The organism is Arthrobacter sp. AG367, from assembly GCF_007828995.1.
GTDB lineage: Bacteria > Actinomycetota > Actinomycetes > Actinomycetales > Micrococcaceae > Arthrobacter.
In genome coordinates this window covers 19186-34183 of record NZ_VIVE01000010.1, presented here as the reverse complement: position 1 = coordinate 34183, position 14998 = coordinate 19186, and the positions used below count along the sequence as shown (strand labels likewise).

At 65.6% G+C, this 14998-nt stretch carries 13 protein-coding genes; 8 read left to right on the top strand and 5 right to left on the bottom strand.

The genetic code is table 11. From position 1 onward, the window contains the following. Window positions 1-14 precede the first annotated feature (14 nt). The 4 genes from FB478_RS18990 (at window position 15) to FB478_RS18975 (ending at window position 3535) form a co-directional block, all read left to right on the top strand. Window positions 15-860: a fumarylacetoacetate hydrolase family protein gene (locus FB478_RS18990; RefSeq protein ID WP_056389373.1), complete on the top strand. Its 846-nt coding sequence runs from the start codon at window positions 15-17 to the stop codon at window positions 858-860. Between the two features lie 27 nt (window positions 861-887). Next, the gene (locus FB478_RS18985; RefSeq protein WP_018771372.1) at window positions 888-1646 is read left to right on the top strand and encodes an SDR family NAD(P)-dependent oxidoreductase; all 759 of its coding nucleotides are present in this window, start codon (window positions 888-890) and stop codon (window positions 1644-1646) included. A gap of 52 nt (window positions 1647-1698) precedes the next feature. Further along, on the top strand, window positions 1699-2988 hold the full coding sequence (locus FB478_RS18980; protein WP_134165901.1) for a hemolysin family protein: 1290 nt from the start codon (window positions 1699-1701) through the stop codon (window positions 2986-2988). Window positions 2989-3118: 130 nt separating this feature from the next. Further along, on the top strand, window positions 3119-3535 hold the full coding sequence (locus FB478_RS18975; RefSeq protein WP_056389367.1) for a hypothetical protein: 417 nt from the start codon (window positions 3119-3121) through the stop codon (window positions 3533-3535). Window positions 3536-3579: 44 nt separating this feature from the next. Here FB478_RS18975 and FB478_RS18970 read toward each other — a convergent pair whose 3' ends face one another. The 4 genes from FB478_RS18970 to fdhA all read right to left on the bottom strand — a co-directional run bounded on the left by FB478_RS18970 (window position 3580) and on the right by fdhA (window position 7781). Next, window positions 3580-4941 (bottom strand): MFS transporter, encoded by a 1362-nt coding sequence (locus tag FB478_RS18970; protein ID WP_144601323.1) that lies wholly within the window; start codon window positions 4939-4941, stop codon window positions 3580-3582. A gap of 67 nt (window positions 4942-5008) precedes the next feature. Next, window positions 5009-5959, bottom strand: a complete 951-nt coding sequence (locus FB478_RS18965) for a serine hydrolase (RefSeq protein WP_144601322.1) — start codon at window positions 5957-5959, stop codon at window positions 5009-5011. Between the two features lie 143 nt (window positions 5960-6102). Further along, entirely contained in the window at window positions 6103-6456 is a 354-nt protein-coding gene (locus FB478_RS18960; RefSeq protein WP_018771376.1) for a GNAT family N-acetyltransferase, read from the bottom strand. Between the two features lie 113 nt (window positions 6457-6569). Further along, window positions 6570-7781, bottom strand: coding sequence for a formaldehyde dehydrogenase, glutathione-independent (gene fdhA / locus FB478_RS18955; RefSeq protein ID WP_018771377.1), 1212 nt, complete (start codon window positions 7779-7781; stop codon window positions 6570-6572). A gap of 314 nt (window positions 7782-8095) precedes the next feature. Between fdhA and FB478_RS18950 the strand changes: the two genes are divergently transcribed. After that, window positions 8096-9070, top strand: coding sequence for an aldo/keto reductase (locus tag FB478_RS18950; protein WP_018771378.1), 975 nt, complete (start codon window positions 8096-8098; stop codon window positions 9068-9070). 26 nt (window positions 9071-9096) lie between these two features. Next, window positions 9097-9426, top strand: coding sequence for a DUF6457 domain-containing protein (locus FB478_RS18945; RefSeq protein WP_144601321.1), 330 nt, complete (start codon window positions 9097-9099; stop codon window positions 9424-9426). A gap of 13 nt (window positions 9427-9439) precedes the next feature. Here the strand turns inward: FB478_RS18945 and FB478_RS18940 are convergent, their stop codons facing one another. Next, complete coding sequence (locus tag FB478_RS18940; RefSeq protein ID WP_144601320.1) at window positions 9440-11767, bottom strand: FdhF/YdeP family oxidoreductase; 2328 nt, start codon at window positions 11765-11767, stop codon at window positions 9440-9442. Between the two features lie 251 nt (window positions 11768-12018). On the opposite strand from FB478_RS18940, the gene FB478_RS18935 reads away from it, so the two are divergent. Then, window positions 12019-13755 carry an ATP-dependent DNA helicase RecQ gene (locus FB478_RS18935; RefSeq protein ID WP_144601319.1) on the top strand — a complete coding sequence of 579 codons (1737 nt, stop codon included), beginning with the start codon at window positions 12019-12021 and terminating at the stop codon, window positions 13753-13755. A gap of 37 nt (window positions 13756-13792) precedes the next feature. After that, window positions 13793-14995 carry a TerC family protein gene (locus tag FB478_RS18930; RefSeq protein ID WP_018771382.1) on the top strand — a complete coding sequence of 401 codons (1203 nt, stop codon included), beginning with the start codon at window positions 13793-13795 and terminating at the stop codon, window positions 14993-14995. The last annotated feature ends 3 nt before the right edge of the window (window positions 14996-14998 follow it).

Below are 14998 nucleotides of genomic sequence, written 5' to 3'. Positions count from 1 at the left end.
GCGAAAGAAGGACCATGCAATTCGCACGAATTGGCGAGCCAGGCAAGGAAGTACCAGCCGTCCTGCACCACCAGAAGTACTACTCCCTCGAACAGGTGGCGGCGGACATCGATGCCGGCTTCTGGGAATCCGACGGACCGGTGCGCACAGCGGCAGCGCTAGCCGCCGGGGAACTGGCAGAGATCGCAGTTGATGGTGCCCGGATCGGCGCCCCGATCGCCCGGCCGTCATCGGTCATATGCGTGGGCATGAACTATGCGGCCCATGCGGCCGAGTCAGGGGCCGCTCCTCCGTCGGTGCCCATCATTTTCCATAAGGCCCCAAACACGGTGGCAGGCCCGTTCGATGCTGTGGCGATTCCCCGCGGGTCCACCAAGACCGACTGGGAGGTCGAGCTGGGAGTGGTCATCGGGCGGCAGGCTTCCTATCTGCAGTCCCCCGAACAGGCTCGCGACCACATCGCCGGCTACGTCACCGTCAATGACCTGTCCGAGCGCACATTCCAGCTGGAGGTGTCCGGCGGCCAGTGGTCCAAGGGAAAGAGCTGCGCCGGATTCTGCCCCACCGGCCCGTACCTGGTTACCCCGGATGAAGTGGACGCCAGCGACCTGCAGTTACGGAGCTGGGTCAACGGTGAAATCCGCCAGGACTCCTCCACCCGTGACCTGATCTTTGGGGTGGAGCAGGTGATCTACGATCTCAGCCAGTTCCTGGTCCTTGAGCCAGGGGACCTGATCTGCACCGGCACTCCGGAGGGGGTCGCCCTGTCCGGGCGCTTTCCTTACCTGAAGGCCGGGGACGTCGTCGAAATTGAAGTAGCGGGACTCGGCCGCCAGCGCCAGGAATTCTTCCAGGGCTAGGTAGCCCGACCACGAAAGGACCAGACAATGGAGTTTGCGGGACTTAAGGCAATCGTCACCGGCGGAGCCTCCGGAATAGGGGCCGCAACGGCCCAATTGCTGCAGGAGCGCGGCGCAGCAGTGGCGGTTTTGGACCTCCGCCCCGAGCAGGCGCCGAAAGGGGTCACAGCAATTCAGTGCGACGTCTCGGATGACAGCTCTGTCCGGCGGGCCGTACGGCAGGCAGCAGAGCAGCTGGGCGGGATCGACATCCTGGCCAACAACGCCGGAGTGGGCGCACAGGGCACCATTGAATCCAACGACGACGACGAGTGGCACCGTGTGTTTGATATCAATGTGATGGGTATAGTCCGCGTTTCAAGGGCCGCCCTTCCGTACTTGCGCCGGTCCTCCCACGCGGCGATCGTCAATACTTGCTCCGTCGCCGCTACCGCAGGCCTGCCCCAACGCGCCCTCTACAGCGCAACGAAGGGTGCTGTGCTGTCACTCACCCTGGCCATGGCTGCCGACCACCTTCAGGAAGGGATCAGGGTCAACTGCGTAAACCCGGGTACCGCTGACACTCCGTGGATCGCTCGCCTGCTGTCCACAGCGGCAGACCCCGAGGCCGAGCGGGCCGCCCTTGAGGCCCGTCAGCCGCACGGCCGGCTCGTCTGCCCGGAAGAGGTCGCTGCAGCCGTCACATACCTGGCCAGCCCCCTCGCCGGGTCCACCACGGGAGTGGACCTGGCTGTTGACGGCGGTATGCAGGCACTCCGGCTTCGGCCCCGCCCCGCGGCGTCCTGACTTCGACACGAAGGCAGGCGCCGGCGGGTCCGCGGCTGGGTAAGGTCGTGTCATGGACAGCGGCACCCTGGTTAATATCGCTTTGGTTCTCGGTTTCGTGCTGCTGGGCGGGGTGTTCGCGGCGGCGGAAATCGCACTGGTCTCCCTGCGCGAAAGCCAGGTGCGCCGCATCGAGAAATCCGGGGACACCGGCGCCCGGACTGCCGCCCTTGCCCGCAACCCCAACCGTTTCCTCTCCACGGTCCAGATCGGCGTGACCCTGTCCGGATTCTTCTCGGCGGCGTATGGGGCCTCGGCGATCGCTCCCGCCGTCGTACCCCTCCTTGAAGCCCTCGGACTTGGTGCGGCTGCCGGGCCCGTGTCCTTCATCGGCATGACCCTGCTGGTGGCTTTTCTTTCCCTGGTCCTGGGCGAACTCGCCCCCAAGAGGCTGGCGCTGCAAAGCCCTGTTGCCTTCACCCGCATCCTGGCCCCGCCGCTGATTGCCCTGTCGCATGCCATGCGGCCGGTCATCTGGCTCCTGTCGGTCTCGACGGACGCCGTGGTCAGGCTCTTTGGCGGCGACCCGCGCGTCAAGCGGGAAAGCATCAGTTCCGAAGAGCTCTGGGACATGGTGGCCGAGAACGAACTCCTCGAAGAGAGCAGCCGCCACATCCTGGCCGACGTGTTCGGCGCCGGGGACCGGACGCTGCAGGAGGTGATGCGCCCGCGCACGGAGGTGACCTTCATCGACGGTGCCATGACGGTGGCGGACGCCCGCCGGATGGTCAGGGACGGCCCGTACTCACGGTTTCCGGTGATCGGGCGCAGCCCGGATGACGTCCTGGGCTTCGTCCACATCCGCGACCTGATGCCCCGCGACGAGGTGCAGGACCATTCGCCCGTGCGGGACATCGCCCGGGAGATCCTGCCCCTGCCCGGCACCAACCGCGTGCTCCCCTCCCTCTCCCGGATGCGCAAGACCAACCAGCACATCGCTTTGGTGGTGGATGAGTACGGGGGCACCGACGGCGTGGTCACGCTCGAAGACCTGGTGGAGGAACTGGTGGGCGAGATCTACGACGAATACGACACCGGCGCCGAGCACGAGGACCGGGTCAACGTGGCCAACGGAACCATCGACGTGGACGGCGGCCTGATCCTGCAGGAGTTCAAGGCCGCCGCCGGAATCGAACTCCCGGAGGGGCACTACGAAACGGTGGCCGGGTTCGTGATGGACCGCCTGGGCCGCCTCCCAAAGGCAGGCGACCGGGTGCAGATACCGGGGTACGTGTTGACGGTCCTCAGCATGGACCGGTTACGGATTGCCCGGATCCGGGTCACGCCGGTGGCACCCACTTAGCCCCTGACTGCTCACCCCAGCCTGATCCTGCGCCAAGGGCCGGCATCGGGGACCAATGGCCCTAGGGGGCGGATGGGGCGGCGGCCAGAATTGGAGCTCTCCATACCCCCGGCAGGCAGGACGAATCACGATGTTCACGAAACGCACCGCCCTTATTGGCACCGCAGTGGCGCTGGCCGCTGCGGCTTTTGCGGGACCGGCACAGGCAGCAAGCAGCGATGGCGCGCAAGTCAGCAAGCCCGGCGAATGCGGCACTTACAGCGATCCCCGGTTCTGCCATTCAGGTGTCACAGTCAGCACTGACGTCTCCACACCCAGCGGCCTGGAATCGTCGTCGTACAACTCCTCCAGCACCTATCCGGACGATCAGTCAGCCGGTTCCACCGTCCGGACCCGGATCAATACCCATAGCCTCGATCGGAATGGGGAGTCCATCGAAGTGGGCCAGCACTACGCGCAGACCACCGGGCGGTGCACCGACCGGGAAGACAGCCAACAGGTCAGGGACCGGCTCCTGTACAACCGCGAGGTGTATTACTGCAGGTGAGCGCAGGCTGGACACACCTTTCCGGGGGCACCCGCGCAAGGCACCTAGGCCTTCTGCTGCCGCCAGAACACGGAGATCCCGAACGTCACGGCACAGAGCACCAGCATGGCCAGCACCATCCGCATCCAGCTGTCCTGGTGCACCCCGCTTGATGCGAACACGCCGATCATCACGGTGGCGGTGATCGCGCCCACGTAGCGGCAGGTCTGGTAGATCCCGGCCGCCACCCCGCGGTCCTGCGGCCGGGTGGACACGAACATGCCCTGGTTGGAGGCGATGCTGACCGTGCCGTACGGGATGCCCATCAACGCGGTTAGTACCACCACAACGGGGATGGCCAGCGTGCCGGTCAGCAGCCACATGAGCGCCGCCACCACGGTCAAAAGGACGACGCCGGCAAGCAGCACCCGCCGGACACCGAACCTTCCCATGGCGGAGACTGCCCACGGGGTGGCTACCACGGACATGCCGGCCAGGGGCAGCATCAGCAGCCCCACCACGCCGGGGTCGTAACCGCCGGCTTCCTGCAGCAGCTGCGGGAGGCCGAAAAAGACGAAGTAGTACACGCTGCTGAACACGGCGAACGCCAGGTACACGAGCATCAGCGGCCGGTTCCGGCCCAGCAGCCGCAGGTTCAGGAAGGGTTTGGCGAAGCGCAGCTCCCGCCAGGCAAACAGCCCCGCGACCACGGTTCCGGCGGCCAGCATCCACCACCGGTAGTCCGGCGCGACGTTCAGCGCAGCCATCATGACCAGGAGAAGGGCGGCGATGAACCCGGCAATCCCCGGGACGTCGGAGTCCCGCACCAGTTCCGCCACGCTGCCGCGCTCCCGGACCTGGTCCGGCGGTGCGGCCTTCCGCACGGTCAGCAACGCCGCGAGTGCCAGCGGGACGTTGACCAGGAACAGCGACTCCCAGCCCACGAAGCCCACCAGCAGGCCACCGACCACCGGGCCCACCGCGGCTGCGGACGTGTTGGCCATCTGCAGCCGGCCCAGCGGGCGGGCCGAGTCCACCTTGGCCCGGTGCGCCAGAGCGCCCACCATCACCACGGCACTGGGATATGCGGTGGCAGTTCCCAGAGCCATGACCGCCCGTGCCACGCACAGCAGCGCGAAGTTCGGGGCCAGCGGGGCCAGCGCGCAGGTGACGGCTACCAGCCCCATGCCCAGCATGAACATCCGCCGCGGGCCGAACCGGTCGGCGAGCCGGCCCATCACCGGCTGCCCGGCTGCGGAGGCCAGGTAGAACGAGGTGACCACCCAGGTGACGGCAGCAACGTCGAGCCCGAAGTCGGCGCGCAGCACCACCAGGGCCACGGCGATCATGGAGGAGTTCAGTGGGTTCAGTGCCGTGCCCAGGCTGAGTCCGGCGACGGCCAGGGCAGTCCGGGGGTTGTTGCTCACGGTAACAGTCTGGCCTAAAGCTTCCACCGCAGGCGACTCGGCGGGCTCCCGGGCGGTGTGGCGTGCGCTATTTTCCTGCCACTCCCACCGGGAAGAGTGCGTCCTCCACCGCCCTGGTCAGGTCCCGGATCACCTCGGCCTGGCCCTCATCCGCCCCGCCGGCGGGGTTCTCCGTATAGATGACCAGGGCGAAGGTCGAACCGCGGTAGCTCAGGAGCGCGGCGTCGTGCAGTTCCCCGGACACTTCCCCGTACTTGTGGTACACGTCCACTCCGGACCGTGATCCCGCCGGGATGAGGTCCTCGTTGTTGGTGTCCTGCATGTAGCTGAGCAGCTGCGCCGTGTTGTCCTTATCCAGGAGTTCGCCTGCATAGAGCTTCTTCAGGATCAGGGCCATGTCCGCCGCGGTCAGGAGGTTTTCTTCGGGGTCGTAGGTGACGCCGATGGAGCCCGCGTAGGCGATCAACTGCGGGTACCCCACGGCATCCATCAGCAACAGCCAGGAGTCGTTGTTGCTGTCGTTGACCATGGCCTTGAGTTGGAACGCGGCGTCGTAGTCGCCCATGGGATCCTCCAGGCCCGCCTGCCCGTTTTCCACCAGGTGATAGTAGGCGGCAGCAGTGAGGATCTTGGCCGTGCTGGCCGCGGTGAACGTGTCCTGGTCGCCGAACGTCCGTTCCGCACCTCCGGACACATCGGCGAGCGCCAGCCCAATCCGGTATTCGGCCGCGTCACTGAGGATGTCGTCCACGCTGTCCTGCAACGACGGCGGAGCTGCCGCCACCGGCGCTGCGGGTACGGCCGGCTGGGTGGGGACCACGGCACCGGTGGGTGGCTCGGACCGGACCACGGCCAGGGTGATGGTCCCGACGATGACCAGTACTACCGCAAGGGCCAGCCACAGCAGCCTTCTGTGGCCCCGGTTCCTGCCCGGAGCTGGCTTGCCGTTTGATGGCCTGCCCGGCGGTTGCAGCGGAGCACCGCGGCCTGGTGTGGGCACCATGGGGTGCACGGACATACAAGGGCTCCTGTCCCGCCTCGGCAATCAAAAACAACACCAGCGCGGCGGTGAGCCGCGCTGACAGATGCTGATTAAATCACCGGCGGTTGGGAGCTTCCTGAAGGCTTGCGGGGTGTTCCGCCGGCTGTAATAGGGATGCGCTAGCCGCGGGCGCGGGCGGACAACGCGCTGTCCAGGAATTCCAGGTGCGCCGGCGCCACAGGCACCACGTTGGCCGAGTATTCCGGGTGCTTTGCAAGGAACTTCTTGATGAACGGGCATACCGGGATGATGCTGCTCCCGGCCTGGACCGTGCTGTCCAGGGCAGCCGTGGCCAGCCGCCCGGCAAGGCCCTGCCCGCCGTATTCCTCGTTGATCACCGTGTGGTAGAAAATCCGCTGCGGCGACTCCCCGCCGTCGTACTCCTTGTACACCGCCTTGCCGATCACGTTGCCGGCGTCGAGGATCTCGAAGCGTTCGCGCCCGGGATTGTGGCGGACGGTGATGTCACTCAAGGGAAACTCCTTCGTTTGCGGTTTGTGTTGCCCGTGCAAAGCCTAACCCGGCCCGGGCAACAGTTATTTCCGCAAGCAAGGGGCCCTTGGTGGCATCCCCGCCCGCCGCCGCGTCAGCTTAAGTAGCCGTTGGGATTGAGGACGTACTTGGTGGCTGCGCCGGCGTCGAACTCCGCGTAGCCCTTCGGTGCCTCCTCCAGCGGGATGGCCTTGGCGTTGACGTTCTTGGCGATGTTGACCCTGTCATTCAGGATGGCCATCATCAGCTGCCGGTTGTACTTCATCACCGGGCACTGGCCAGTGGTGAAGCTCAGCGATTTTGCCCAGCCGGTGCCGAGGCTCAGTGACAGTGCGCCCTTCTTGGCGGCCTCGTCGATGCCGCCCGGATCGCCCGTGACGTACAGGCCGGGGATACCAAGGGCTCCACCAGCGGCCGTGAGCTCCATCAGGGAGTTCAGGACCGTTGCCGGCGCCTCCTTGGCATCGTGGCCGTGGCCCTTCGCTTCAAATCCCACGGCGTCGACGCCGCAGTCCACCTCCGGGACGCCCAGGATCTGCTCGATCTGGTCCTTCGGATCGCCCTTGGTCAGATCCACGGTTTCGCAGCCGAAGCTGCGCGCCCGTGCCAGCCGGTCTTCGTTCATGTCGCCCACGATGACGACGGCGGCCCCTAGCAGGTGCGCGCTGGTGGCTGCCGCAAGACCCACGGGACCGGCCCCGGCAATGTACACGGTGGAACCGACGCCCACCCCTGCCGTGACTGCGCCATGGAACCCTGTGGGGAAGATGTCCGAAAGCATGGCCAGGTCCATGATCTTCTCCATGGCCCGGTCCTTGTCCGGGAACTTCAGCAGGTTCCAGTCTGCGTACGGCACCAGAACGTAGTTGGCCTGGCCGCCGACCCACCCGCCCATGTCCACGTAGCCGTACGCGGCTCCGGGGCGCGCGGGATTCACGTTCAAACAGATGCCGGTCTTGCGCTCCTTGCAGTTCCGGCAGCGGCCGCAGGCGATGTTGAACGGCACCGAGCAGAGGTCGCCCACCTTGATGAACTCGACATCGCGGCCCACCTCCACCACTTCGCCGGTGATCTCGTGGCCCAGCACCAGGTTGGGCGGAGCCGTGGTACGGCCGCGCACCATGTGCTGGTCCGATCCGCAGATGTTGGTGGCCACCGTTTTGAGGATCACTCCGTGGTTGACCGGGCGTCCCACGTTCGCGGGGTTGACACCTGGCCCGTCCTTGAGCTCAAACGTCGGATAGTCAATGTCGATTACTTCCACCTTGCCGGCTTCTTTGTAGGCAACGGCTTTGTTCCCTGTCATCTATCGCTCCTGTAGTCAGGCGTCCGGTGGGACGGCCGTGATCTGGTTGGGTGGCACATCCCGCGAGGGGAACAGCCCTGGCCGATTGGTGCGTCCTGATATGTGAAGTGGTCAGGCAACGGTTCCGGGTGGGGATTCGCCCAGTCTAGGCACGGCCCACCAAGGGGTCTAGGGGTATGAAGCCCCTTGTTTAGGGGAGCAATCCATGAGGGAAACCCCTATAGTGGCGTACGCTGCACCAACCGGTTCCGCTGCCCTGGAAACGGCGCAGGCCAGCTGGTTTTCCGAACACGTTCTACCGTTGGGGAGCACCCATGAAAACGCGCACCATTGGACAACTCACAGTGTCCGCCCTGGGCCTGGGCTGCATGGGCATGAGCGAATTTTACGGCGACGGCGATGAGCAGGAGTCGATCGCCACCATCCACGAGTTCCTGGACGCCGGCGGCTCCCTGCTGGACACAGCGGACATGTACGGCCCCTTCACCAACGAAAAACTGGTGGGCCGCGCCATCGCCGGCCGCCGCGAAGAAGCGGTCCTGGCCACCAAGTTCGGAAACGAGCGCCGCGAAGACGGTTCCTGGGTGGGCATCAACGGCCGCCCCGAATACGTCAGGTCCGCCTGCGACGCCAGCCTCCAGCGCCTGGGCGTGGACCACATCGACCTGTACTACCAGCACCGGGTGGACAAGACCGTTCCCATCGAGGACACGGTTGGCGCCATGGCGGAACTGGTCCAGGCCGGAAAAGTCCGGCACCTTGGCTTGTCCGAAGCATCCGCCGCGACCATCCGGCGGGCCCACGCCGTGCACCCCATCACCGCCCTGCAAACCGAGTATTCGCTGTGGGAGCGGGAGCCTGAAACCAAGGTGTTCCCCGTGCTCGCGGAACTGGGCATCGGTTTTGTGCCCTACAGCCCGCTGGGCCGTGGGTTCCTCACCGGGCAGATCCGCAGCGTGGACGATTTCGCCGAGGACGACTTCCGCCGCCACTCCCCGCGTTTCCAGGGCGACAACTTCACCCGCAACCTGGAACTCGTGGACCGGGTCAGGGAGCTGGCCGACAAAAAACAGTGCACTCCCGGCCAGCTGGCCCTCGCCTGGCTGCTGGCGCAGGGGGAACATATCGTCCCCATCCCGGGCACCAAGAAACGTGAACGGCTGCGCGAGAACCTGGGCGCCGTGGACATCGAGCTCAGCCAGGACGAGCTTGAGCTGCTGGACCAGCTGGCACCGGCCGGGGCAACTGCCGGCGCCCGCTACCCCAATATGTCCACCATCGACACGTAAACGCACCAACGGCGCTAAGGAGAACCATGGCAATGAACGACGACGAAGCACGGGTGCTGGACCAGTGGAGCCACCGGCTGGCCCAGGCACTGCAGATCCTTGACCTCAACGTGGACCAGGAGCTGCTCCTTGACCTGGCCCGCAAATCCTCCGAGAACGTAATCCATGCCGCCGCCCCCGTCACCACGTTCCTGGTGGGCTACGCCGCAGCGCTGGAGGCAGGCACGGGCAGCGCCGGGAACCGGGAAGCCGCTGGTGCAGCCATCGAGAAGGCTGCCAAGGTGGCGTTCCAGCTGATCGACGACGGCGCCCGCGGCGGGCCGGCGGGCAGCGGGTGGGCGGACACCGGTCAATAGCCGGCGAGGACAGTCAGCCCGCGGCGGTGGGCTCGTCCTCCAGTACCTTCACCGGCTCCAGTCGGACGATGACCGCCTTGGACACGGGTGTCTGGCTGCCCTCGGCCACGCTGTCCAGCGGAACCAGGACATTGGCCTCGGGGTAGTACGCCGCGGCACAGCCCTTCGCGGACGGATAGGACACCACGCGGTAGTTCCAGAGGACCCGTTCCACGTTGTCCCTGTCTACGCCGCGGATGTCGACGCGCTGCCCGTCGGCCAGCCCCAGTTCGGCAAGGTCTGCCGGGTTGACGAAAACCACTTCGCGGCCCTTCCTGATGCCACGGTAACGGTCGTTGTTGCCGTAGATGGTGGTGTTGAACTGGTCATGCGAGCGCATGCTCTGCAGGATCAGGGTGCCGGCGGGGCGTTCCACGTGCTCAAGTTCGTTGACCGTCAGGATGGCCTTGCCGGTGGGAGTGTGGAAAGTCCGTGAATCCCGCGGGCCGTTGGGCAGCACGAAGCCGCCGTCCTGCCGGATCTTGCGGTTGTAGTCCCCGCACCCGTTGACAACGCGGGAGATGTGGTCCCGGATGAGGTCGTAGTTCTTCTCGAAGCCGGCCCAGTCGGCGTTGATGGTGTCTCCCAGCGTCGCCTGGGCCAGCCGGCAGATGATCGCCACCTCGGACAGCAGGTTGGGTCCCACCGGTTCCACCGTGCCGTGGGAAGAGTGCACCGCGCAGACGGTGTCCTCCACTGAAACAAACTGCGGCCCGGTTTCCTGGCGGTCGATCTCCGTCCGGCCCAAGGTTGGCAGGATGAGCGCTTCAGCCCCGGTGACTCCATGCGAGTGATTGAGCTTGGTGGAGATCTGCACGGAAAGTTCGGTGTTCTCCATGGCGTTCTCGGCCGTTGAGGTGTCCGACATGGCGCCCACGAAGTTGCCGCCAAGCCCCACAAAGACCTTGATGCCACCGTCGCGCATCTGCCGGACGGTTTCCACGGCATCCGCGCCGTGTTCCCGGGGCGGTTCGAAGCTGAACTCCTTGCCCAGGGCGTCCAGGAAGGCAGGCGGCATCTGTTCCCAGATGCCCATGGTGCGGTCACCCTGGACGTTGCTGTGGCCGCGGATTGGGGAAGCCCCGGCGCCGGGTTTTCCGATGTTGCCGCGCAGCAGCAGGAGGTTGATGATCTCCTTGATGGTGGCGACGCCCTTTTTCTGCTGGGTTATGCCCATGGCCCAGGTGATGATGACCTTGTCCGCAGCCAGGTAGCGGGCCGCCAGTTCATCGATTTCCCCGCTGCGCAGACCCGTGGCTTCGAGGACCGCAGCTTCGTCGAGGTTGGCCAGGTGCGCCCGGAGTTCTGCCAGCCCCTCGCAGTGTTCCTGGAGAAAGGCGTGGTCCAGGACGTTGCCCGGATTGGCATCCTCGGCATCCAGCACCCGTTTCGAAACGGCCTGCAACAGGGCCATGTCCCCGCCGATCCGCACCTGCAGGAACTGGTCGGCAATCTGGGTGCCGTGGCCGATGACGCCCTTGACCTTTTGCGGGTTCTTGTACCGCATCAGTCCGGCCTCGGGCAGCGGGTTGATGGCGACGATGTGGCCGCCGGCCTCCTTGGTTTCTTCCAGTGCCGTCAGCATGCGCGGGTGGTTGGTGCCCGGGTTCTGGCCCATGACGATGATCAGGTCGGCCTTGCCGAAGTCGTCGTAGGAGACGGTCGCTTTGCCCACGCCGATGGTCTGGCCCATGCCCCAGCCCGAGGACTCGTGGCACATGTTGGAACAGTCGGGCAGGTTGTTGGTGCCGTAGGCCCGGATGAACAACTGGTACAGGAAGGCGGCCTCGTTGGAGGTGCGGCCGCTGGTGTAGAACGTTGCCTGGTTGGGGTTGGGCAAGGACTTCAGCTTGTCCGCGATGATCGTGAAGGCATCCTCCCAACTGACCGGACGGTAGTGGTCCTCCCCCGCGGGCTTGTACACCGGTTCGGTGAGCCGGCCCTGCATCCCCAGCCAGTACTCGGTGCGCCGGCGCAGTTCGCTGACGGGATGCCCGGCCCAGAATTCGCTTCCGACCACCACAGGGGTGGCTTCCCAGGTGACCGCTTTGGCCCCGTTCTCACAGAATTCGAAGGTCTTGCGGTGGCCCGGGTCCGGCCACGCGCAGCTCATGCAGTCAAAGCCGTCCTTCTGGTTCAGCGCCAGCAGGGTCTTGCGCGAGCGCTCCACGCCCATGTGCTTGAGGGCAGGCTGCATCGAGTGGTAGACGCCGGGCACGCCGGCAGCCCAGGTCTTGGGATGGCCGCTCACCTCAAGTTCGGATTCGTCGGGTTCTTCGACCTTCGGGTTTTCGCGCGCCACGTTGGGTTCTCCTTGCTTGCCGGTCCCAGATGCGCCTGCTGCCCAGCCGTTTCGGTAATTTCCACAGTTGTTGAGGCTGCCCCTGAAGTCAAGGACGGCCGCCGGCCGGCAGGCCCGTGGGCTGACACCCTGTCCGGCCTGCTTTTCCACATACGCCCGAAGGTTTACGACGGCGGCGCGGGGCTGGCGTAGGGTGGTTCCTACGGCTGAAGCAAGCGGCCGCAGTTTTCTTCTGTGCGGAGCCGCATTCCATGGCCGACGAACCAGCCCTCCGGGCCCTTGCTGAATCACCCTTCTCGCTGCCCCACCTGCGGGACGGCCAATTGGCTGGCATGGCAGCCCTTGCGGACGGCCGCGACGTCCTGGCCGTGATGCCCACCGGATATGGCAAATCCGCCATCTACCAGGTCGCCGCCCTGCACCTGCACAGGACCACCGGACGTCCCGCCGTCGTGGTTTCACCGCTTATTGCCCTGCAGGAGGACCAGTTGGACGGCCTGGCCCAGGCGCTCGGGCCGGATGCCGCTGTGGCCATCAACTCCTCGCACAGAGACGCCGAAGTCGAGGCGTCATGGCAGGCCGCCGAGGATGGCCGGGCCGTGTTCCTGTTCCTCGCCCCCGAACAGCTGGCCAAGCAGTCAACCGTGGACCGGATCAAAGCCCTAAACATCTCCCTCTTCGTGGTGGACGAGGCCCACTGCGTTTCCTCCTGGGGCCACGATTTCCGACCTGACTACCTCGCCCTCGGCAATGTCCGGGAACAGCTGGGCAATCCGCCCGTGGCTGCCTTGACCGCTACGGCCTCCCCGCCGGTCAGGGACGAGATCGTGGAGCGGCTGGGCATGAACCAGCCACTGGTCCTGGTCCATGGCTTCGACCGGCCCAACATCAGCCTCGATGTGGTCCGCCACCATGAGGACAAGGGCAAGCGCAAGGCCGTCCTTGAGCAGGTGGCGGAGCTGGCCGGGAAGGGTCGAGGCCTGCTGTATGCGGCCACCCGGAAGGACACGGAGAAATACGCGGCCAAGCTTGTCAAGGAGGGGCTGCGCGCGGAGGCTTACCATGCCGGCCGTTCCGCGAGGGACCGGGAACACATCCATGAGCTGTTCCTGGCTGACCAGCTGGACGTCGTGGTTGCCACCACGGCGTTCGGCATGGGCATCGACAAGCCGAACGTCCGGTTCGTGGTGCATGCCGACATTCCGGAGTCGCTGGACTCCTACTACCAGGAGATCGGACGGGCAGGCAGGGATGGCGAACCCGCATCCGCCGTGCTGCATTACCGCTCCGAGGACCTCGGCCTGCGGAAGTTCTTCGGCACCCACTCCCCCGACCCCGGTTCCCTCCTGGCCGTGCTGAAGATTCTCAAGGCCGCCAAGGCTCCCGCGCCGAAGGCGTCCCTGGCCGAGCTCACCGGGTTACCCGCCCGCCGCATCACGGGACTCATCAACCAGCTGGAAGAGGTTGGCGCCGTCAGCACAGGCAAGCGGGGCATCCGGCTGACCTCCAAAGCCAAGCTGCCCGCCCTGGTGGACGACGCCGTCGAACTCGCCGAAGCCCGGCAGCGCGTGGACCAGTCCCGGCTGACCATGATGCGTGCGTACGCGGAGACGGACGGCTGCCGGCGGCAGTTCCTGCTGGGCTACTTCGGCGAGGACCTGCCGGAGCCGTGCGGAAACTGCGACGGGTGCGCTGCTGCCGCTTCGGGGGACGCGGGGCAGCCGGACAAGGGGAAGGCGGGAAAGAAGTCCCACGCCAAGCAAAAGCAGGGGAAGAAACAGCCGGGCAAGGCGTCCGACGGCGGCGGGCCGGCTTCCGCCGCCGCCGAGCCTTTCCCGCTGCAGTCCGCGGTGGTGCACAAGGAGTGGGGGCCCGGCCTGGTGATGCGGCACGAGGACGACGTCATCACGGTGCTCTTTGAACAGGAGGGGTACAAGACGCTGTCCCGGACCGCCGTCATGGAGCACGAACTCCTGAAGCCCGCTTAGGTAGGCTGGAGGGACCCTCCGACGAAAGGCCCGCCGCGTGGAAGTATCTGCTTATATCTGGACCCTGACCATTGCGGGAATCGTGGGGCTGCTGGCCTTCGACTTCTTCTTCCACGTCCGTAAGGCCCACACGCCCTCCCTCAAGGAATCCGCCACCTGGTCCGCGATCTACGTGGGAATTGCCGTGCTGTTCGGGCTGGCCGTACTGGTGTTCGGCGGACCCGACATGGGGACGGAATATTTTGCCGGCTACGTGACGGAGAAGGCGTTGTCAGTGGACAACCTCTTCGTCTTCCTCATCATCATGGCCAGTTTCAAGGTGCCCCGCGCGGACCAGCAAAAGGTGCTGCTGTTCGGCATCGTGTTCTCCCTGATCGCCCGCACGGCGTTCATCTTCCTGGGCGCGGCACTGATCAACAGTTTTGCCTGGGTGTTCTACATCTTCGGGCTCATCCTGCTGCTCACCGCCGGCAACCTGCTCAAACCCGACAGCCACGACGACGACTCCGAAGGCCTGGTGGTCCGGCTTGCCAGGAAGCTCCTGCCGGCGTCGCAACACTACGACGGCGACAAACTCTTCACAGTGGAGAACGGCAAGCGGGTCCTGACGCCGATGCTGCTGGTGATGGTGGCCATCGGCGGCACGGACATCCTGTTCGCCCTGGATTCAATTCCGGCCATCTTCGGCCTCACCCAGAACGTGTTCATCGTGTTCACCGCCACCGCGTTCTCGCTGATGGGCCTGCGCCAGCTGTTCTTCCTGATTGACGGCCTGCTGGACCGGCTGATCTTCCTTTCGTACGGCCTGGCGGTCATCCTGGGTTTCATCGGCGTGAAGCTCATCCTGCACGCCCTGCACGAGAACACCCTTCCCTTCATCAACGACGGCAAGCACGTCAACGTGGTGGAGGTCAGCACCGTTGTCTCGCTGGGCGTCATCCTGGGTGTCCTGGTGGTGACCATCCTGGCGTCCATCTTCAGCCCCAAGGGCAAGGCCAAGAACGCGGTGTCCGGGGCGCGGCGCCACGCCACGGAATACATGGACCTCAACTACGAGACGGACATGGCCGAACGCGACAAGATCTTCGCCAAGATGTGCCGCGAAGAAAACCAGATCCGCAAGCTTCCCGAGAAGTACAAGCGGCTGGTCCGCAACGAAACCGAGTTCATGGAGCTGCTGCGCAACGCCCACGCGGAGCACGACAAGGCCCAGGTCCGGGCTGCCGCAGCCGAGAGCTGACGC

What these genes read in the sequence shown, in the direction of transcription:
- FB478_RS18935 (WP_144601319.1), top strand. Translation starts at nt 12,019, where the DNA reads ATGGCCGACGAACCAGCCCTCCGGGCCCTTGCTGAATCACCCTTCTCG.
- FB478_RS18975 (WP_056389367.1), top strand. Translation starts at nt 3,119, where the DNA reads ATGTTCACGAAACGCACCGCCCTTATTGGCACCGCAGTGGCGCTGGCC.
- FB478_RS18985 (WP_018771372.1), top strand. Translation starts at nt 888, where the DNA reads ATGGAGTTTGCGGGACTTAAGGCAATCGTCACCGGCGGAGCCTCCGGA.
- fdhA (WP_018771377.1), bottom strand. Translation starts at nt 7,781, where the DNA reads ATGACAGGGAACAAAGCCGTTGCCTACAAAGAAGCCGGCAAGGTGGAA.
- FB478_RS18965 (WP_144601322.1), bottom strand. Translation starts at nt 5,959, where the DNA reads ATGTCCGTGCACCCCATGGTGCCCACACCAGGCCGCGGTGCTCCGCTG.
- FB478_RS18945 (WP_144601321.1), top strand. Translation starts at nt 9,097, where the DNA reads ATGGCAATGAACGACGACGAAGCACGGGTGCTGGACCAGTGGAGCCAC.
- FB478_RS18980 (WP_134165901.1), top strand. Translation starts at nt 1,699, where the DNA reads ATGGACAGCGGCACCCTGGTTAATATCGCTTTGGTTCTCGGTTTCGTG.
- FB478_RS18950 (WP_018771378.1), top strand. Translation starts at nt 8,096, where the DNA reads ATGAAAACGCGCACCATTGGACAACTCACAGTGTCCGCCCTGGGCCTG.
- FB478_RS18990 (WP_056389373.1), top strand. Translation starts at nt 15, where the DNA reads ATGCAATTCGCACGAATTGGCGAGCCAGGCAAGGAAGTACCAGCCGTC.